The organism is Brevibacillus daliensis (assembly GCF_021245735.1).
Lineage (GTDB): Bacteria > Bacillota > Bacilli > Brevibacillales > Brevibacillaceae > Brevibacillus_B > Brevibacillus_B daliensis.
Genome location: NZ_JAJISB010000006.1, coordinates 241,039 through 262,062, shown reverse-complemented (window position 1 = coordinate 262,062; position 21,024 = coordinate 241,039). Strand labels below are relative to the sequence as shown.

Here is a 21,024-nt window from a genome sequence, read left to right as displayed (position 1 = left end):
ACCTAGGAGGTAACCATGACAAAAAGAATTCCTCGGATTGTTCTTGTAACTCATACAGAAAAAATATGTGACCTTTTTGAAGAAAATCTTCGTATCTTTTTCGATCAACAAGTGGAAATTGAAGGGTACTATGGTACCTCTGATCTTCCACTTCATGTCTGTGAACGTGCTGACTTAATTATTATTCCAGTCCAGGAGCTACTTAGCTTGATACCATCATGCGCGCGGAAAATACCTTTGGTGATCGCAAGAAGAACCGTGGATTTAACCAAACTGGATCAACTGATGGACCTGGCACCAGGCACAAGATGCCTACTCGTTTCTAACAACCAGGTAATTGCGGAAGATTCCACTGAACTTCTGCGTCATCTCGGTTTTGATCATTTGCAGTTCATCCCCTATGCTCCTGGAACAGATACACCAATACCAGAAGCGGACGATATTGATATTGCTGTTTGTCACGGATTACGAGAGCTTGTTCCAGAACACATTACAAATATAATTGAAATCGGTCACCTGCGCATTGACCTAACTACAATCCTGGATATTGCTAGGATATTACATCTGCCCGTCGAGAAAGCCAACCTGTTCACCGCTGAATTTATTAGTGACTTCGTGCGACTCGGGCGAAAATTGACTCACTCCGCCAATCAAGAACGTCAATTGAATAAAAAACTGGAAGCCATTCTGAATGCGGTTCATGAAGGGATTATCGGGACGGATGCTGAGGGTTTGATTACTGTCTTAAATGAAGAAGCGGAAAAAATTATGAATCTCTCTGCTACCGCAAGCATTGGCAGGCATGTACAAGACGTATTGCCCGAGTTTCGCGTGAATCAGGTCTTACTCTCCCAAACGGAGATGACTGACCACCTTTTACAGATCAGAGATCAGTACTTGCTCGTTACCATCGTTCCAACTTTCCTGGATGATCAGCTTCTTGGAGCCGTTATTACCTTTCAAGATGTAACCAAAATGCAGAGAACCGAACAGGAAATCCGTAAAAAGAGCATTGGTCTAGGGCTTAGTACTAAATATTCTTTTGAACATATTATCGGTGAAAGCCAATCCACCAAGAGCAACAAACAGGTTGCCCTTAAGCTTGCCGAAAGCGACTACACCATATTGATTACAGGGGAAAATGGAACAGGAAAAGAAGTGTTTGCGCAAGCCATCCATCAGCATTCCACACGTCGGGACTGTCCTTTTGTCCCTGTTAACTTCGCAGGTTTGACAGAAAGTCTAGCGGAAAGCGAGCTTTTCGGCTATGAAGAAGGGGCGTTTACCGGAGCACGCAAAGGTGGAAAGATGGGTCTGTTTGAACTAGCCCATAATGGTACGATTTTTCTGGATGAGATTGGGGATGCACCACTAGGCATTCAGGCTTCCTTGTTACGAGTCTTGCAGGAGCGACAAGTGATGCGGATAGGTGCAAACCGGATGATTCCCGTCAATGTGCGAGTAATTGCTGCTACGAACCGCAATCTGATGGATATGATGAAAAATGGTACGTTTCGTGAGGACCTCTACTACCGTCTAAACGTGTTGCCATTGCACATACCACCACTTCGAGAACGGCGTGAGGATTTGTTTACACTGATTCAGAATTTTCTCAAAAAAAATAAAAAGAAACTCGCCTTCTCCAAAGAAGCGAAAGAACTGTTGCAAGGGTATAATTGGCCTGGCAACATTCGTGAGCTAGAAAACTTGTTACAATATCTTGTGGTAATTGCGGACAATCAACTAGTGGAGGTACGCCATCTACCTGGACTTACTCAGAAAAAGCTGGGGCAAAATAGCAATGGGCAGAACGAATCTATACAAACAAAGGATGACTCTGAACCAATAGAGATTATCTCGTTCCTTACTGGTCACGGTTCCCTATCAGAATATCAGGAGATTTTATATCAGTTAGCGATTTGCTATAAGCGAACTGAAACAATAGGACGTGCCACTCTTTTGAGAATGCTCCGCTATCCTTTAACGGAAGCACAGCTTCGCAGTAGACTATCGTTGCTACAGAGGTTGGGATGTTTATCGGTTGGGGTAAAAAAACAAGGTACGAGGATGACTCCGCTCGGGTTAAAGGTTTATGAGGTATTGCAATTGCGGGAGCGTGAAGTTTAATTACCAATGAAAACAGGGAGCGACTTGTCACTCCCTGTTTCAGACTGTGGAAACTCTCCTTACGCTACTGATATAAGGGGGGTTATTTTATTTTTTGAATCACTTTTATCTCTATTTATTTAATAACTTGCCCCAACCTGATGGCCTTCCTTAAAAAACTGAGGAAGATACGCTTTATGTGCTTCCATCATTTCGTCCAGAATTACTTTTGCCTTCTCATCAGATGGAATCAGCGGATTAATCGTCATGGCAAGGAGCGCTTTATGGTAATCACCACTTACAGCCGCTTCGATGGTAACCCGCTCAAATGACTTAATCTGTTGAACCAATCCGTTGACCGCAACAGGTAGTTCACCAACCGTAATTGGTAATGGTCCATCTTTAGTGATGACGCAGTTTACTTCGACCGCAGAGTCGTGCGGTATGCCAGTAATGGCTCCATTATTACGAACATTTACAGGCTGAATATCCCGTACATCGTTATAAATGGAATAGATTAGATTACACGCTGCATCACTATAGTACGCACCCCCACGTTTCTCCAGTTGAGGTGGTTTAATCGCCAGTTCAGGGTCTTTATACAATTCAAACAGTTCTGCCTCAACCTTCTGAACTACCTGTGCCCGTGTGCCTTCCTTCGAAGCTGCTTCCAGCTCGTGATTCAGCATTTTTTCCGTCTGATAATAATACTGATGGTACGGACACGGCAAAATGCCTAATGCTTTGATAAAGTCTTTTTCCCAACCCATATTAACAATATTACGGTCACTAGGGCCGCTCTCTTCGTCACTGGTCAGGATCTCTATAATTTTATCTGTAACCACTTCTCCATCCAAATACACTTGTAGCCCAAATACCATATGGTTTAAACCAGCAAAATCGATGTGAACCCGCTTAGAGTCATCAACACCCAGCATCTTGGCTGCCGCTTTTTGCATACCAACTGGAACATTACATAATCCAACTACACGTTTAATATTACTATGGCGAATTACCGCCTCCGTTACCATCCCGGCCGGATTCGCAAAATTAATTAACCAGGCATCCGGGCAGAGTTCTTCCATATCCTTGCAAATATCTAGGATAACAGGAATGGTACGTAGTGCTTTAAATAATCCCCCCGCTCCATTTGTTTCCTGTCCGATACATCCGTGTTTTAAGGGAATACTTTCATCCAAGCCTCTTGCTTTTAGCATGCCCACACGTAGCTGTGTAGTTACAAAATCTGCATCCTTTAACGCTTCTCTTCGGTCTAGTGTCAAATGAATCTTCATCGGTACACCAGCATTTTCGACCATTCGTTTCGCTAATGTTCCGACAATGTTTAGCTTTTCTTCGCCTTCTGGAATATCGACCAGCCATAATTCGCTGATCGGGAGCTGATCGTATCGCTTAATAAAACCTTCTACCAGCTCGGGAGTATAACTTGATCCGCCGCCAATGGTAACAATTTTAAGTCCGCTCAACCTTGACTCCTCCTCTGACTTTCATCATTTCATACATATCGATGAATTCAATCGCTAAATCCTTAACCGTCATGGCATTCATCAAATGATCTTGTGCATGAATCATTAACAAAGTAAGCTCCGTCTTATTTCCTTGTGCTTCTTCTTGTATTAAATTCGTCTGAATCTGATGTGCTTTTCTTAGTTCCAAAACCGCTTCCTCAATTAGCGAACGTGCTTGTTCTAGCTCACCTTGTTTTGCTGCTGAAATTGCTTCCATAGCAAAGCTTCTGGCATTGCCCCCATGCAATATGATGTGAAATGCTACATCTGCTACTTCCATCTGGTCAGCCTCCTATCCAATGTCTACAATCATCCAAGGTGTTTAAACGTAATCAGCTGAATATTACGTGCCATCAACATCTCTTTCACTCTTGGGTCTGTCAAAATATCAAGTTCTTTCATTCTTTGCAGAGAATATCTACTTCCCTGATACAGAGATTGATCGATATAAGCAGGATGCGTCATGATTTCCAATATATCCACATCGTAACTATCGATAATCTTCTCTATCGTCTCAACGGACAGGTCATTCCCATAAAAATCTGCATTGCATGCGTCCGTTGTTATAATCTCCCCCAGATTCACATGCTCATTTTGAAGCGTGCGAAAATGCCGAATTGGCAATTGATACTGCTCAGCCAGTTCAATAACAACTGGCAGGATATTTTCATTTGCATGTACATGATGATGACTGTCAATATGCGTAGGCTTTTGTCCAGACTCCAAAAATGCTTCTACTTGTTTCGTAAACTCTCGCTTCACATCTTCCATATTTGCATGCTGATGAATTTCCTGTAAGGAGTGAAAATTTCCTTCCTCATTTACAAGAGAAAAAACATCGTTACTAAGCGGTTTATTACATGTGAGTACGAGATGAATTCCTACACCAAGCTCTGGATTTTCCCTTGCCAGCTTGAAAGCATGTTGAACACCTGGCATATTCATCATCATCGTAGTAGAGGTAACAATTCCTTCCTGATGAGCAGCGATAATTCCTAAGTTCACGCCTGCTGAATAACCAAAATCGTCTGCGTTCACGATCAGTTTCGTAATAATTCCCCCTTATGAAAAATTGAGTAGCTGCCGAACCAGGTGGACGGCAGCGCCTCACAATAGTTTATACGCTTACTGGAGGAGTTTGAGTATTTTCTGCAGCACGTTCTTCTTTCAACTTTTGATTATCCCATAGACGGAAGAATGGATAGTAGATCAGGAAGGCAATCAGGAAGTTGACAGCCTGTAAGACGAGACCAGAAATTTTACCACCTGTCGCCAGATATCCACTAAATAGCATTGGTGTGGTCCATGGTACAGATACACCGCTTGGTCTAGCTACTAATCCTGTTTCCATCGCGAAGTAAGTGACAATAACCAACACGATAGGAGTAAGAATAAATGGAATAATAAGAATTGGATTCATAACGATCGGCATACCGAAGATAACCGGTTCGTTAATATTAAATACACCTGGGCCAATCGAAAGTCTACCTAGACTCTTTAACTGTGCACTCTTTGCCCAGAAAAACATAGCTACAACCAAGGCTAAGGTCGTTCCGGAACCTCCAATATAAATCCAGAGGTCAAAGAATTGTGCGGTTACAACGTTGGGAAGCTGTCCATTTGGATCTGCTTGGAAAGCAACACGGTTTTGGTCCATGAGCATGAGCCAAATCGGACTCATTACTGCACCTACAAGATTGGCTCCATGTAGACCGCAAGACCATAGTAAGTGAATTAATAATACCGCAATAATTGAACCAATCAAGCTACTTCCTAGCATCGTTAACGGAACACCAAGTAACGTGGAGATAATGTTGTGTACGCTTTCAAAACTTGTGTTCTCCATGACCAATCGAATGAGCCAAACCACTACAACTACGACAAAGGCTGGAAATAATGCGACAAATGATTTTGATACAGCAGGAGGTACTCCTTCAGGCATTTTAATGACAATATCCTTCTGAATAATATAACGGAAGATTTCAACGGAAATAATGGCAAAAACCATCGCAACAAACAATCCTCTACTTCCCATTAGCGCCATTGGAATAACGCCACCTACTTCAACCGCGGCAGTTGCACCTTCAGGAGTAAACATAGTGTTCAAAGGAGTTACAAGCAAGAATGAAACCAGAGATACGGAAGCGGCAGATAAAGCATCCACCTTGTATTTCTCAGCAAGTCTGTAAGCGATTCCAATACTTGCTACAAGTCCCATAATATCAAATGTAACAAAAACTGGGTATATCAGTTTGTTTCTCCATTGATCTCCAAAAATACTCGCCATGAATTCGGGATAATTTGGGATTGGAAGACTTGCGATAATCAAGAAGAATGAGCCAATAATAATTAGTGGAGATGTTAATACGATACCATCACGAATTGCTTGCAGATGCTTTTGAGCCGCTAATCTGCTAGCAAACGGCATAAGCGCTCTTTCAAAATACTGGATGAGCTTATCCATCCGTTTCACTCCCATCTATTTCTTCATGTTTAGTGCAGCTTCCAATACCTTAGGCCCATTAAGCATTCCATAATCAACCGTGTTAATCAGCTCTACCGGAATACTTCGCCCTCTCCCCTCCTTCTGTAAATCTGCCAATTTGTATCGAACTTGTGGACCTACTAACACGACATCAGCTTTTTCCCAGTTGTCCTTCATTTCGTCTAAGGACACTGCCCAGATGGTTACAGCTAGCCCCCGGTCCTTGGCTGCTTGTTCCATCTTAGTAACCAACAGACTCGTAGACATACCAGCTGCACAACAAAGTAAAATATTCATCTGGATACAAACCTCCTCTCTTTAATTTCTGTTTTACACTGCTTAATATGAAGCAAGTGCCGTGCCAAAACACTATTGATCCTCATGAACACCCATTATTACCCCAAAAATATATGTAGTGTTTTATAAAACGAAAAAAAAGAAACACTAACGAATAGTGTTTCGATTTTTAGGCTAATAGAGTGTTTTACCTGCCTCTTGCATTGCGAAGAATCTTACAAGATAACAAATTTCATTCTCCTCTATCCGAACCCCGTACGTCATCTCCAATGGCCGTAAAACGTTTTGAATAGTCAGGAAGATATCGCGATAACGTAAGATATATTCCTCTTTTCCTCTAAACTCCGTAACTGATTCTCCGCCTTTTAATCGATCTAACATACAACACATGTGCAACGTAATGCCAACCAGTTCATCTGAAGTAAAACTCTGTTTTATTTCTTTTTCCATTTCCGAGATGATACCTCTTATATCTCCCAGTACTCTTTCACCTGGTAGATGTTTTAACTGCATCTCTAACGTTTCTCCCATGACCTGATAGATTTCTTCATTATCAATGAGTTGTTGAATTTCATGGATCGCCTGAAGACTTAGCACCTGCTCAATATTATAATGCTGTACCTGTGGGTCTATGCGAAAGTTGCTTACCGTACAAAGAATGTACCGTTCCTTTTTTAACTCCTCTAACTCTCTTCTGGCTCCATCTTGATCCAAACAAGTAATCGGAATAATTTGTAGCTTATCATTTTGAAAACGCAAATAGTGCTTTAATAGATTTTTGATAACGAGAGCGCTTCCCTCACCAGTGAGACAGGCAGTGACAATTACTTGCTTCGGGAGTTTCTTTCGCTCTTTGCCAGTCGACTGTTCCATGAATTCGTGGCTGGAAACAGCGAGCACACTCTGATAGATGGAATCAAGTGATGCTCCAGAAATCGCTTTACGCGTTGCTTCTAGTACATGCGTCGTACTTACCAACGGAATTACCTTGACCTCCATACCTAGCTCTTTGCTAATCATATCTCCAAATGTAAGAAGTGATCCCATGTCCACCAATAGTAACAAGCCATCATCGCGATTCATTTTTTTAGCCAATTCCATAGCTTCCGTTAAAATCTCTTGTGGCTGTTTTTCTAACGGCATATCGAGAGCCAGGGCATGGGAGGTATTTAATAACCGGTTTATAACATCCACCATTGAAGACGCACTCGTATTGCCATGCATCATCACAATGATACCAACATAATTTTTCTTTTCTTCCACCAGCACATCATCATGGACAAAGAACATGGTCAGGAAGCCGGCTTCATCTAACTGGATTTCCAGGTCAAATGCCTCTTCAATTTTGCTCACACATTCAAGAGCCACGAGGAATTCTCGCTTGTGCTGCATACTTATTTGGTTTAATTGAGGATTGGAGATTTTCTTCCCCTTTTTCACCCGATCTATCAACGTTTGAATGTGTAAGGACATACCTAACAACACATTTCTTGTCAGTTTTCTGTTTAATCTGGTTTCCGCATAGCTGACGATATCCTCTACAACATGAACAATCTCTGGATGGAGGATTCTCAGCATATCTTCCTGATTAATCCCTTGACGTACCTTTTTTAAGTAACTGGTAAAATATTTATCTATCTCTGAGTCCAGAATGTTATATGCTTCATTATCTGTTATCCCATTTGCCCTCAGCTCTTCAGACATTTGTTCCATACGTTCATAAATACTCACATCAATAGCAGAAGAATCCTCTAACATATATGGTTCTTGATCAGGGTGAAACGTATAATATTTGCGATCCCCTAGCAACTTTTCTATCATTTTTCTATTTTGCTGAACGTGAAGTAAACCTTCCTTTACATGCATAGGTAAATCGGACGTTGTGATTTGTATTTCTGTTTTACGAAGAGAAATATAGTCAACATATGCTTTCGCACAGGATAATCGGATATCTGCCTTAAGCTGACCAATGTTGTTAGGACACTGGTATAAAAGTAATGCTCGAACGGTATTGCTTGATATATGGATGTCTTTACCCAGTCGGTACGACTCTTCATGGAAAAACTGGACGACTAGTTGTAATCGTTCTTCCAGCCCTCGCTCTTTTAATGAAGGGAGCTGTATAATCATCGGAATCCGTCTCGTAAACGTAGCTAATAGAGCAGAATCAGGATTTTCTGTAGTAGCAGCGATTAATCTAACCTGTCCTTGCCGAGTGAAATTGGTCTCACCCATTCGTCGATAGAAACCTTTATCAATAAAAGTGAACAACATTTCCTGACCCTCGGATGGGAGACGATGCACCTCGTCCAAAAATAGAATGCCACCCTGAGCCACTTCTATTAATCCTTCCCGATCACGATCTGCTCCTGTATAGGCGCCTTTTGTTACTCCAAAAAGTTGACTTACTAATAGCTGTGGATTATTTGCATAATCAGCGCAATTAAATGTAATAAAAGGAGCTTCCTCTGACAATATTCCTTTATCTACTGCATATTCATGCATGACTCCTGCAAACATGGTTTTTCCAACCCCGGTTTCACCAAACAACAGCGTGTGCATGCCATTTGGCGGATAAAGAAGGGCTGCCTTTGCCTGCTCGATCATTCCACGTAAGCTTTGACAATCTTTAGCCAGCTGTTCCATTAAAGAAATCCCTGGTTCCTGTCTATATTTTTGAAAATTCCAACTCACGTTCTCGTCATTAGAAATAGTAGAAGAATCTTTTTTCGCAGAAAGGGAGGGCTCTGAAGTAGCCCGCTGTAAAGAGAGGGGCGTCGCAGTTTCAATAGCAGAAAAAAGTACAGGTCTGTGAGTGCTTTTGGTCACCTTGCCTTCTTTCCACAATTTATTTAAATCATGGCTTACGTTGGCTCTATTCAAACACAAAAGCTCTGCCAAATCCTGTGCCGTAATACCTGTTTGACCTGCCTGAGATAACTCCCGTATCTTCTGATAGACAAAATCAATTCTTTTCATCTTATCACCTGTCATAGTGAAGGTAGGATTCTACTTTCAATTTTTGAAATGTAAAAAAAGCTAAAGGGCCTTAACATGAAAACAATAGACCTTTCCGAATTCCAGTTCTACATCCATATTAATATGAATGATATGTAAAATAAATGAAATTTAGTATATTCAATGAAAAAGCGTGCTTGAATCATTCTCTTTTCGCACGCTTTTTCCTTGGTATACGTATGTTTTATTAAAATCTCTCTACCAAATATTCTTCGTTCGAGCCCGCTGAGTCGCTCTCACTTTTGTCAGTAAATATAATAAGAAAAGGAATAGAACTCCACCTTGAATCATAATTGCATTCGAAATGGAAATACCTGTATACACCACAACATAGTAGATGGTTGTTCCTACAAGCATCAGGGCATTCTCTACCAGATTTTGAACGGCAATCGTTTTCCCCGCTCCAATCATTTTGCGCCCTTGCTCCTGAATCATCGTATTCATTGGAACAATAAACACCCCACCCATAAAGCCTACAGCTAGTAACAGTACGATCGCAATGATCGTGTTATGGATCATTGGAAAGATAAAGATACAGATCATCATCAGGAACCCATACATGATTGCTTTCGTGAACGTACGTAAAGGAATTAGCTTCGGTGCCAGATAAGCACCAGCGATGATTCCGATTGATGTAGTTGCCAGTATTAATGTAACGCGAAAATCCGATTCCATAAAGCCTAGTGCAAGAGGAATCCAGGCTAAAACAGCGATACGCAAAACAGCAGAGCTCATCCAAAATGCTCCTGTGCCGATCAATGCAAAAGAAGTAACAGGGTTACGAAACAAGGTGCTTACATGTGATTGAAATTCTCTCACTTCCTCCCCATAACGAATGTAGCGGTTACCAGGCAGAATAGGAATAAAAAAGGTCATACCCACTGATGCCGCAAATAGAATCAGGCATATTGTTGAGGAAAACAAAGCGGATGTAACAGCAGCGATTGCCCCACCTGCACCCACTCCTACTAATATTGCCATGATCGTAAATGCCTCGATCCTCGCATTTGCTTCAAATAACTCATTTTCATTTGTAGTTAATTCAGGTAAAATTCCATATTTTGCAGGTGAGTAAACTACTGCGCCAATACCCACAGTAAAATAGCTAAGCATTAATGCAAAAATATTTTGGTGATCTACCAGGATCAACATCACCATACCAACAATTTTTATTAGATTACCAATCAGGAGAATGATCGTCTTTGGATACTTATCAGCAAATGGTCCAACTATTGGTGCTAAAATGATAAACGGCACAAAGAAAGCCATGGAGACTAGTGCCAGTGCTGCAGGTGAAAAACCGTTTCTCTGCAATAGATTAGCAATCACGAACAACGCCATGTTATCAGCGAAAGCCGATAAAAATTGAGTAATATATAAATAACGCAAGGCTCTGGCATTCATCTCATATTCCTCCTTTTCCCTTTTTCTTATCTTTATTGATAAAGATATTCCTACTCTTCAGTAGCCAACTCTTTTAACGTTACATAATCAACCTTCCCACTTCCAAGTAACGGTAGCTGTTTAATCTGTTCAATCTTAGAGGGTACAAGAAGGGGCGAAAAACCCTTCGCAACGATATACTCTTTCAAATCGCGTAAGACAATAGGTGCTTGCGTATACAAGACAACCTTTTCTCCTTTGCGTTTATCACTTGCCGTTACAGTTGCTACTCCACTATCCTGAATGAATTCGGATGCCAGCTGTTCAACCAGATTGAGAGAGACCATCTCCCCGGCAATTTTGGCAAATCGTTTTTTTCGGGCAACAATCGAAACATATCCTTCCTTGTCAATCGTGACAATATCCCCACAATCGTAGTAACCCGTTCTCGGTTGAAACCCTTGATCATGAAACAAATATCCTTTCATGATATTAGGTCCGTCTACTAACAGATTTCCGCCTTCAGCTATTCCTTCCATTTCTTCTAGTTGATAGGCTATCCCCGGAAGTAGCTGCCCAACGCTTCCTTTTTTATTCATGAGAGGTGTGTTAAGCGCAAGGATAGGCGATGCTTCGGTAGTACCGTAGCCCTCCAATACTCTTATCCCGAACTTATCCATCCACAGTTGTCTGACGTCATCCTTTAATTTTTCCGCACCTGCAATAACATAACGCATTTTATAAAAATCATAAGGTTTAGCAACCCGAGCATACCCTGCTAAAAAAGTGGATGTCCCAAAAAGAATCGTACAATCTCTGTCGTATGCGATTTCAGGAATCACCTTGTAATGTAGTGGTGATGGATAACAAAAAACAGGAATTCCTGAGATCACAGGTAATATCGTGCCAACCGTCATCCCAAAACTATGAAACATCGGCAATGCATTTAGCAGTTTATCCTGCGAGGTAATATCGATCATCGTTAAAACCTGCTGGATATTATTAAAAATATTACTATGTGTCAGTACAACACCCTTCGGCTTGCTCTCACTGCCAGAGGTGAACAGGATGATTTCATTTTCAGTCTGGTCATTTTTATATGCCTGCTGCTTGGTCAGGTAATGAAAGAATGCTTTTGCTTTCGTGCCTGTGGTGATTCTCTCTTTTATATCTTCAAGATAGATAAACTGTACATGCTTACTCAGCTCACTAATCATTGCATGCAGATTTCCCTTTTCAATAAATACCTTAGAGGTTAGTACCACCTTCACTCCGGCTGTCTCACAGGTCTCCATTATCGTCTTTGTCCCCATGCTAAAATTAAGTAACGCCGGAGTTTTACCTGCATAAAACATAGCAAACAGCGTGACCATGTGCCCCATTGAGGTAGGCAGCAATGTTCCTATTCTCTGTTCATTTGGTAGTACATCTCGAATGGATTCACCCAGCGCATATGCTGTCAACGCCATTTTTTTGTAAGTAAGCGACTGAGTCAGCTCTTCACAGATCGTCATAGAAAAACCGTTCTTTTTCCCAGCCTCAAGCATCTCATCAAAAAGCTGTACATGTTTTCTATGTTTGGTTATAAAAAGCTCGTCTTTCATCTTTCGATAGACAGTGTGGCTAGCTTGTTCTTTTAACTGTCTTCTGGAAATCGTACGATCGTCTTCGATCTGATAAGATTCCCCAATCCGAATTTTCACTTTGGGAAACAACCGTTTTTTCCACTTACCCTTTAAATAAGAGAAAGGTGAACGTTCTGGTCCTACCAATGATATCGGATAGATACTGGCACCTGTTCGATAAGCAATATACCCTAAACCACTGTATACCTTCATGAGACCACCAGTAGTGGTAACCCGCCCTTCTGGAAATAGGACAAGTGGGACTCCATTACGGACTTCTCGCAATATTTTGCGGATAGAATACGAATTGAACGGATCGATTGTGATGATTTTTCGTTGGGACATCAGGCTTGCATATTTTTTGGCGACATCTGTATTCACGACAAAACAAACTTCTTTTGGCAAATTGGATGCAAGTAACACAGCATCAAGCAATGATACATGATTGGGTGCCAATATAACTGGTTTGGAGAAATCAAGCCTTTCCAGACCCTCTATTTCAACTTGGTATACAGTATTCGTAATACCTTTTATTACACTCGTTATCATATTATAACGATTCCACCTTTCTCACATCTTTACCCATAGTTCAATAATACAAAAACATTAAATTACATTGAATTTATTTCGAATTAAGTATTTCTTGTTTCTTCAGTTTTATATTACCTCAGCCTATCTGGAAAATATAGGAGAGAAAAAATACCTAGTTCCCATCTATTTCATTTTTCTCAGAGTAATTCGTCTTCATTGGTTGGAACAAGCCTTTTTATCTATGTATGATTCAGCCCTTGTGATAGAAGACTTGGTGCCATCTAACCATTTTTAGATTTTTTAGAAAAATTCGCAACATCCCCTACCTCTACTGCGTCTTCTTGGTGAATGAAATTCCACAGGTAAGAAAAAAGGAGGACAAAATGAAACGAATTACTTCTTTACTGTTAGCGTTTGTCATGGTGTTTGCCTTGGTTCCAGCAATGGCACTGGCAAATACCCCATCCTTCTGGGATGTCCCAAAAAATCACTGGGCATATGAAGCCATAACTGAAATGGCCAAAAAAGGGATTATAGATGGGTATCGTGATGGTTCATTCCGTCCCGATGAAAAAGTTAGCCGTGCTGAATTCGCTAAAATCATGATTGCCGCATCAGGGGTAAAAATGGGTGATAAATGGGACATCGATCAAACGTTCCGAGATGTTACACGTAATCACTGGGCTTTCACCTATGTAGAATATGCGAAACCTTACCTAACTGGTTATAAATCTGGCTCCAGTTACTATTACAAACCTGACCAGAGTGCTGTTCGTGAAGATATTGCTGTCGCAATGGTACGTCTGTTGGGATATGACCAATCCAAAACACCAAATTTGAAGTTGTTAAATAAGTTCGATGACGAACACAAAATTTCTAACAACCTGCGATCTTTTATCGCGATCGCTTTGGAAACGGAACTAATTAAAGGCTTCAATGACGATACCTTCCGTCCGCAAAATGCTATCACTCGTGCAGAAGCAGCCTCATTATTGTACCGCGCTAAGCTGGATGAACAAAAAGTAGTATTCCCTGTTGATCCAACTAAACCAAAGCCAGAACCAAAACCAGAGCCCGAGAAAAAAATTGAAATCAAAGATGACTTCTCTGATGACCAATTGAAAAAGTGGAAAAATGACAAAGGTACCGGAAGCTGGGCTACGTATAAAAATCGTGTAACAGCGTACAGCAACGATGATGATTTAGTTCATTACCTCTTACCATTAAACTGGGCAGAGGACAAAAAATATGATGAATATGAAATGTCCGTAACCATTACACCTGAGAATTCAAAAGGATTTGCTGGCTTGTTTTTTGATATGAAAGACGACGATGCTAAAATCGTCTACTTAACAGAAAACGGTGTACAAATTCATGAAATGGAAGATGCTGATGAAGATGATACTGATAAAATTGCCAGCGTTTCTGTAAAAATGAACAAGTCTAACACCCTTACCATTAAAGTAAAAGGTGACTCTTATACCGTATATGTAAACGGAAAGCATATCTATGATGCACAGAACCAAAATTTAGATGGAGCCAGATTAGGTCTCTACCTAAACAAAAATGCAGTGAAACAAATTCCTACTAAAACAATCTGGTTCGACAATTTCTCATTTAAAACAAAAAATTAAATAATGTATTCGTACATGTCAAAGACCCATAAATAAATAGAGCCATTTATTAAAAGGGAAGCACATATTATACATGCTAATATGTTCGCTTTCCTTTTTTTGAATAAATCTGAACATTGACGTTACGTTCATTTATAATACTTTCGTCTCACTGTCGAAAAGTATGTATAGAAATAAACCATATATTCTGAATACACAGCTTCGATAGCAGGAACGCTTCCCAGAGTTGTATAATAGAGCATATTGTGATTTACACATGTGCATGTAACGGACGGTTTTATGGGGAAGGAGTATATTTCTGGTGACTCAATTAGATTCAACTACATTCACTTGGATTGATTCAGGCGTTTATCGAGGTACACCCGTTGAGCCCATTGCTATGGACGAGGCACTCGCTACCGCGATGGGACAACCTGACGCAACACCAATTATCCACCTATGGGTTTATGATAAAGCATTCTATCTTGGCAGACGTGATGCAAAACTGCCGCATCTGGAAGAAACTTTACGCACTTATAGTAAGCAAGGATATTCTGCGTTACTACGTTCGTCTGGCGGGGCCTGTGTACCTCTGGATGCAGGTGTGTTAAATATGGCAATTCTTTTTCCAAGCTGTCAGCTAACGATTGAGGAATTGTATAAGCTTGTTGCTACGATGTTGCAAGTAGGACTTCAAGATTACGGTCAAATTGAAGTAGGCGAAGTGCTAGATTCCTACTGTGTCGGGGATTATGATTTTGCTTTTGATGGCAAAAAAATTGGGGGTATGGCTCAGCGTCGAACTCGTCATGGCTCCATCCTCCAGCTATGTATTAATGTGGAGGGCAGTGGTTTGGAACGAGGTAAACTGATGGAAGAGTTTTACCAGCAGGCAGGCTTGTACGAGATGGAAAAAGCAAGTCGTCCCGTCCCTGCCGTTCGTAAAGAAACCATCGGTAGCATTTCGGAGCATCTTGGTCGTCCCATTTCGGTCGAAGAAGTAAAAGACCGACTATTTGAGGCATTCATTACGCAATGGAGGGCAACAAAAGGTCCTCTCTTTTTATCAAAGGAGCAAAAAGCAACTGCCATTCAGCATTTAACAGGCAGACTAGGCTTGTTTTCTTATACAGCAGAAGAAATTAACTTGCCTACATGGATATTGCAGAAATAGTTGTCATAACGTATGATAGCAGAAGCATAGAAATAAAAGGACATCTTTTCACCTGATAAGCCCTGTCATTCTATGGGCTTATTTTTTTCTGCAACAGATGTTCGAGCTGCAAGCCTACCAACCTAGATAAGCATAAGAATTTTCTTGATAAGGCGTATCTTCTGAAACGTCAATTATCCGTCATATGATATAATTAAGGAGAGAATTCATTAATTCTTGACGAAAGGTAAGGAGGATCTTGCATTGATTAATCCTCAAGCAAAAGATATTTTGGAACAGTCTGTTAAAGATCTAGTTATTCCCGGCTCAAAAGTTGCTCATGTTCAGTTAGGAAATTCATTAGAGCATGCCCTGCTTGTTCTGGTAAAAACCCGTTACTCCTCTATTCCCGTTCTTGACTCATCATACAAAGTGATGGGGTTAATCAGTAAAACGATGATTCTAGAATCCATTTTCGGATTGGAACGGATAGAGTATGAAAAACTGAGTGAACATCGTGTGGAAGAGGTAATGGATACCAAAATCCCTCATCTGCGTCCTGACGACACGTTTATACGTGCACTAGAACTTACTATTAATCATCCCTTTATCTGCATTGAGGATGATCAAGGAGTCTTCTTAGGGATCTTAACTCGCAAAACTGTGTTAGCTTTGGTTTATCATCACTTCCGTACAGAAAACAAGTAAATAAATACGTTATGAAGAAAGCTTCGCCGGAGAAAAACTTCCGGCGAAGCTTTTTTGCTGATTCATGTGACACAAGCTTTGTGTGAAAATAGGTAATTTATTCATTATCCTTTGATTTTGACAGCTACCCTAACGAAAATCTCTTCTCCCAATGAACTTACACCACGAAATACAAATTTGTCTTTTTTTATTCCTTGCTTCTTATTGATGTATTTCCATTTTCCATATGGGGTCACTTTCACCTGACCAGATTTTGGGTTTTTCCATACCTCCCATGAGAGGAATTGGATATTGTTAAATCTCTTATCCAGTCTTCCACTTACCCATTCACATGCTCTGGCACAAACACGGATTCGTTTAAAAGTAATGAACCGATCTGTTGTCATTATCAAGAACGTAATATTTACTAGACTAACTTCTCCTCTCGAATCCGTTACCTGTATGGTAAATGTATCTGTTCCTGACACATTGATTGATGGAGTATACATAAACTGGCCATCTTGATTGAGACGTACAATTCCCTTCATCGGAGCCATAACAAGGGTAAATTGTAATGCTCTACCGTCTGGATCATTGGCTGGCACGTGTCCATGAAGAGGTTTACCTGCACGTGCGTAGAGAGTCAAACTCGCGAACATTTTTGTACGATTCCTTATTTCTTCTTGTAGCTGACTATGTGCTAAAGGGTCACAAAAGGTAATCGCTGAACCTTCTGAATCCGCTCCTTCACGACTGTCACTACAAGGTGACTCACGTTCATTCTTAGACGAGATATCTATGCTGTCAGTCGTTTTGTTCTCATTTTCTGTTGTATACGTACGTCCTACTTCAAAAGGTACATCGATTATCGGAACGACGGTTATCATAACTACAGAAGTCTCCGTCCCTCCGTCCGGATCTGTCGCTTGTACTGTGAAGCTGTCTTCACCAGTAAAGTCTAGGTTTGGAACATAAAGAAAGCTCCCACTTTCCTGTAAACTGACTGATCCAGATGCAGGTGAAATAACCAGAGTAAAAATGACTGGATCAGTATCACCATGCACTGCTGTAAGCTGCCCCGTTACAGCTATATTTTTCTGTGTATTCAAAATCAAATCGCTCTGAATCGATTCATCGATAACAGCGGTTACTTGAATGCTAATAGTCGCTTGTGCTGTTTCGCCGTTACCATCATCAACAGAAACCAGAAAGCTATCTACTCCTGAAAAATCAGGAACAGGACTATAGGTAAACGTTCCATCCACATTCACAAAAACAGTTCCTTTCCGAGGTGCCTCCAATAAACTGAATCTTACTACACCGTTATCACGATCAATTACACTAATTCTCCCCTCGATTGTGGAGTCTTCTGCCGTAATAAATGATTGATCCGTTATAACTGGAGGGTTGATTATTTTCCCGACTGTAATATAAACTCTGGTAATTGATATTGCTCCATTCTTATCACGTAGTAGAACAGAAAACATATCTACACCTCCAAACCGATTGGCTGGTGTGTAAGTAAAAGAACCATTCCTATTAACAATGACTTGACCATTTACAGGTCCAAGATTCAGATAATATTGCAGTTCTTCTCTATCAGAATCACACGTTTGTATTGTTCCACTCACTGCTTCATCTTCTGGCGTTATAAAATACTTACTATCTCTATGAGGAGGATCACTGGTTGGAAAGACTGTAATGATAACAGTAGTAACCTCTGTTCCTCCTATCCCATCCTCAACCAATACCTCGAATGAATCTGGGCCATAGTAATGATGATGTGGTGTGTAGATAAATGTCCCATCTTTCCATACACTAGCAGTTCCGCTTACTGGCGGTGTTTGTAACGAGAAGATATGATTGGAACGGTCAGATTCAATGACGTTAACTTGCCCCTTTACTCCTTTGTCTTCCAATGTTGTCAGCGCCAAGTATCTGGTAAAGGGTGCATCTGAGACAGGTACTACTTTTACTGTAACCGAAAAACTGGAAAATCCTCCACTATCATCTTCAATTCCCACTATGAAACGATCTGTACCGTTTACATTAGGATAAGGAGTATAAACAAATGTACCAGTTGCATCAATAACAGCCGTTCCAGTAGCTGGCGACTCAAGAATTGTGAAAAAGAGGGAGTTTAGATCTGTATCGTAGACAGGAACGAGCCCACTTACTGAGGTATTTTCCAATGTAGTAACCATTACTAGTTGGGATGACAAATTAAACCTTAAGGGATATCCAATCACATCATATCTCGTACTACCACTCTCTGTATGACGATCATCCACGAATGAGCTCGTTGCTGATGAAGTTGTTACCTCTGAAAAATTGGAATCATTCATATCAATCTGAAGAGCAAGTGCATTAATCATATAGGCATCACCATTAATTGTTCCACGAATATATGCTGTTGACTGCGAATTAATCAGCTTGCTTGATATATCGATATTCTTGATATCCCAATCGTGCCTCATAACACTTCCCATACTCCCTGATGAGGAAGTAATATTACAAACTTTCCCTGTCTTATCGAGAATGGATTTATTCGTCCCAGACACAGCCCGCAATTTGTTGGCGGTGGGACCAATTAATAGCTGATCACATGTGATGGTAGGGTCACCCTTCAGTGCACTCACATGCAATCTTCCCCGAACAGCCCCTTTAATTGGTGTAACGAACCCACTTATCACTGCTGATTGACTTGTTATACCATGATCTACAAGCCCACCTCTGATGAACACGGTCAAATTTCGTAGCGGCAAGGCAATATTCTGATATACGACTGCGAGACTCCATCCAGCATGTCTAAGGGTGTTCTCTTGATCTCGTTGCGTAGCAGAAACATAGCAAAATGTATATCGGCCCACTCCTGCTTCATGTACGTGAGCAGTAACATTGGCTGAACGGACATAGTATGGACGTGTCGATATCGTATTTACAGTGGCTGTATCGGGTGCAATTGAATATGTTCCCTTGCTCGTAATAAAAGTGATAGGATTATTCCATTCACTAACATTCTCAGTATCTGGCTGATATCTTCCTGCCCAGATTAATTCCGCATACAAAATGAAACTCTGTTCAGGCATCCCGAGAAATGCAGAGGTTGAATGGAGAATATAATTATTCGTTATTTCTTGGGAAGACGCATTTTCCTCAAGCGAGGTATTCAACTTGATAAATGTACCTATTGTCTGTTGAGTACCCGGGGCATTGGCGTTTACCTGTTTACTTCGTATAAGTGTATTCCCTGTAAAAGTAATTGCTCCATTTGCTGTAGTTGAATACCTAGCAAAAAAAGCCACCAGATTCCCTCCTCTTCAAGGTATTGTTGTAGTATATTTCAAGTCCCAATGCTCTGTAACTTGTCCCAGCCAAAATCAAAATGCTTATTCTACTCTTACACAAAATAACAAAGGCGATTACTATTTGTAATCACCCTTGTTTCCATTAGTCCTTTGCAGACTTAGTCTGCATTTCATTTTGTAACATATTTACCCCATATTGAATAGGACTGGCATACGTTTGATAAAACATTTCTGCTTCTCGTGCCTTAAAAAATGAATAACGTTGATCTCGAACGTTCGCCTCAATAAAGTACGGATGTCCATTTGGATCAATTCCCAAATCTAACCCAAGATCAGCTAAAGAAGGCTGGAAGTTCTCCAAAGCCTTTGCTATGGACAAGCTAACATGGGCTAGTGCTACAAGGTGGGCTAATAATTGCTGTTTAGGAAAAATCTTTGTTAGTACGGTGTCGATCTTTACCGCATTGCCGCCTTGGGCTAAATTACTTAATTTATTTTTCCTGTGTGCTACTTTTGCAACCATGCCGGATATCGTCCAATTTTGCATATTGTTTTTCTGAATGGAAACACGAATATCGAACGTCCTTCCATTATATTCACTTAAGGGTATGCCCTGTTGGATAATGAATCGCGAGGATTTTGATTCCACCCAATTCTTAACATACATGAATAACTGATCTGCTTTTAGAGTACGCTGTAACCTGGATGCAAACAGACGATACTCCTCACCAGTTTTCTCAATGCGAAGTACTCCTTTTCCGATTGATCCAATCGTTGGTTTTACATAAATGACATTGTATCGTTCCAAGAACGTTGTCAGATTCGCTTTGGAATACAAAGCTGTTTTCGGAAGATACGGCTTTAGAGCTGACTCCTTACAAAGTACCTGATGCACCTTCCACTTATCTCTTGTCACTACTCCATTATATACGTTCGATATTTTGCTTAGTTCTTTCAGCTTTTTTTTCATTAGCTTATTACCAGACAAAACACGATTATGAATAATAGCGGGAAGTGGAACAGTCGTCGATATTAATTTGTTATGTTTCCAAAGATAACCCTTACACTTTTTCAATTTCAAGTTAGCATCTGTCGGATGAAAAAAGACTGGAGTAACCTGCAGTTCTTTCGCTGCTTTCGCATAATATTGAAGACGTTCGTATGTTTTTTTACCTTTCGTATTTCTGTTGATGATATTTCGATCTAGCATAATTCCTATATATCGCACAAGCATCCCTTCCTGAAAGGTAGTCGTATATCTCATACGTTATACCTTATGTCTGAAAGGG

General features: G+C 40.6%; 14 protein-coding genes. 4 read left to right on the top strand and 10 right to left on the bottom strand.

Annotated features, from left to right (window positions below; all coding sequences use genetic code 11):
- The first annotated feature begins 15 nt into the window (after window positions 1–15).
- On the top strand, window positions 16–2,127 hold the full coding sequence (locus LM917_RS08910; protein WP_232697145.1) for a sigma-54 interaction domain-containing protein: 2,112 nt from the start codon (window positions 16–18) through the stop codon (window positions 2,125–2,127).
- A 119-nt stretch (window positions 2,128–2,246) separates the two neighbouring features.
- Here LM917_RS08910 and LM917_RS08905 read toward each other — a convergent pair whose 3' ends face one another.
- From LM917_RS08905 to LM917_RS08870, 8 genes are all read right to left on the bottom strand, one after another.
- The gene (locus LM917_RS08905; protein WP_232697144.1) at window positions 2,247–3,593 is read right to left on the bottom strand and encodes a 6-phospho-beta-glucosidase; all 1,347 of its coding nucleotides are present in this window, start codon (window positions 3,591–3,593) and stop codon (window positions 2,247–2,249) included.
- Complete coding sequence (locus LM917_RS08900; protein ID WP_232697143.1) at window positions 3,580–3,915, bottom strand: PTS sugar transporter subunit IIA; 336 nt, start codon at window positions 3,913–3,915, stop codon at window positions 3,580–3,582. Before LM917_RS08900 ends, LM917_RS08905 begins: the two co-directional genes overlap by 14 nt.
- Window positions 3,916–3,944: 29 nt before the next feature.
- Entirely contained in the window at window positions 3,945–4,676 is a 732-nt protein-coding gene (chbG, locus tag LM917_RS08895; protein ID WP_232697179.1) for a chitin disaccharide deacetylase, read from the bottom strand.
- 76 nt (window positions 4,677–4,752) lie between these two features.
- Window positions 4,753–6,099, bottom strand: coding sequence for a PTS cellobiose transporter subunit IIC (celB, locus tag LM917_RS08890; RefSeq protein ID WP_232697142.1), 1,347 nt, complete (start codon window positions 6,097–6,099; stop codon window positions 4,753–4,755).
- Between the two features lie 15 nt (window positions 6,100–6,114).
- A complete protein-coding gene (locus LM917_RS08885) occupies window positions 6,115–6,417 on the bottom strand; it encodes a PTS sugar transporter subunit IIB (protein WP_232697141.1) in 303 nt (100 codons plus the stop codon).
- 174 nt (window positions 6,418–6,591) lie between these two features.
- On the bottom strand, window positions 6,592–9,396 hold the full coding sequence (locus tag LM917_RS08880) for a sigma-54-dependent transcriptional regulator (RefSeq protein ID WP_232697140.1): 2,805 nt from the start codon (window positions 9,394–9,396) through the stop codon (window positions 6,592–6,594).
- Between the two features lie 237 nt (window positions 9,397–9,633).
- Window positions 9,634–10,839, bottom strand: coding sequence for a lysophospholipid transporter LplT (lplT, locus tag LM917_RS08875; RefSeq protein ID WP_232697139.1), 1,206 nt, complete (start codon window positions 10,837–10,839; stop codon window positions 9,634–9,636).
- A gap of 50 nt (window positions 10,840–10,889) precedes the next feature.
- Window positions 10,890–12,992 (bottom strand): AMP-binding protein, encoded by a 2,103-nt coding sequence (locus LM917_RS08870; protein ID WP_232697138.1) that lies wholly within the window; start codon window positions 12,990–12,992, stop codon window positions 10,890–10,892.
- Between the two features lie 365 nt (window positions 12,993–13,357).
- On the opposite strand from LM917_RS08870, the gene LM917_RS08865 reads away from it, so the two are divergent.
- The 3 genes from LM917_RS08865 (at window position 13,358) to cbpB (ending at window position 16,448) form a co-directional block, all read left to right on the top strand.
- Window positions 13,358–14,608 carry an S-layer homology domain-containing protein gene (locus LM917_RS08865; protein WP_232697137.1) on the top strand — a complete coding sequence of 417 codons (1,251 nt, stop codon included), beginning with the start codon at window positions 13,358–13,360 and terminating at the stop codon, window positions 14,606–14,608.
- A 301-nt stretch (window positions 14,609–14,909) separates the two neighbouring features.
- Window positions 14,910–15,761 carry a lipoate--protein ligase family protein gene (locus LM917_RS08860; protein WP_232697136.1) on the top strand — a complete coding sequence of 284 codons (852 nt, stop codon included), beginning with the start codon at window positions 14,910–14,912 and terminating at the stop codon, window positions 15,759–15,761.
- A gap of 243 nt (window positions 15,762–16,004) precedes the next feature.
- The gene (gene cbpB / locus LM917_RS08855; protein ID WP_232697135.1) at window positions 16,005–16,448 is read left to right on the top strand and encodes a cyclic-di-AMP-binding protein CbpB; all 444 of its coding nucleotides are present in this window, start codon (window positions 16,005–16,007) and stop codon (window positions 16,446–16,448) included.
- A gap of 104 nt (window positions 16,449–16,552) precedes the next feature.
- Here the strand turns inward: cbpB and LM917_RS08850 are convergent, their stop codons facing one another.
- Entirely contained in the window at window positions 16,553–19,732 is a 3,180-nt protein-coding gene (locus tag LM917_RS08850) for an Ig-like domain-containing protein (RefSeq protein ID WP_232697134.1), read from the bottom strand.
- A gap of 145 nt (window positions 19,733–19,877) precedes the next feature.
- A complete protein-coding gene (locus LM917_RS08845) occupies window positions 19,878–20,999 on the bottom strand; it encodes a YheC/YheD family endospore coat-associated protein (protein ID WP_232697133.1) in 1,122 nt (373 codons plus the stop codon).
- Window positions 21,000–21,024 lie beyond the last annotated feature (25 nt).

What these genes read in the sequence shown, in the direction of transcription:
- LM917_RS08910 (WP_232697145.1), top strand. Translation starts at nt 16, where the DNA reads ATGACAAAAAGAATTCCTCGGATTGTTCTTGTAACTCATACAGAAAAA.
- LM917_RS08880 (WP_232697140.1), bottom strand. Translation starts at nt 9,396, where the DNA reads ATGAAAAGAATTGATTTTGTCTATCAGAAGATACGGGAGTTATCTCAG.
- lplT (WP_232697139.1), bottom strand. Translation starts at nt 10,839, where the DNA reads ATGAATGCCAGAGCCTTGCGTTATTTATATATTACTCAATTTTTATCG.
- LM917_RS08885 (WP_232697141.1), bottom strand. Translation starts at nt 6,417, where the DNA reads ATGAATATTTTACTTTGTTGTGCAGCTGGTATGTCTACGAGTCTGTTG.
- LM917_RS08870 (WP_232697138.1), bottom strand. Translation starts at nt 12,992, where the DNA reads ATGATAACGAGTGTAATAAAAGGTATTACGAATACTGTATACCAAGTT.
- LM917_RS08845 (WP_232697133.1), bottom strand. Translation starts at nt 20,999, where the DNA reads ATGAGATATACGACTACCTTTCAGGAAGGGATGCTTGTGCGATATATA.
- LM917_RS08900 (WP_232697143.1), bottom strand. Translation starts at nt 3,915, where the DNA reads ATGGAAGTAGCAGATGTAGCATTTCACATCATATTGCATGGGGGCAAT.
- celB (WP_232697142.1), bottom strand. Translation starts at nt 6,099, where the DNA reads ATGGATAAGCTCATCCAGTATTTTGAAAGAGCGCTTATGCCGTTTGCT.
- LM917_RS08865 (WP_232697137.1), top strand. Translation starts at nt 13,358, where the DNA reads ATGAAACGAATTACTTCTTTACTGTTAGCGTTTGTCATGGTGTTTGCC.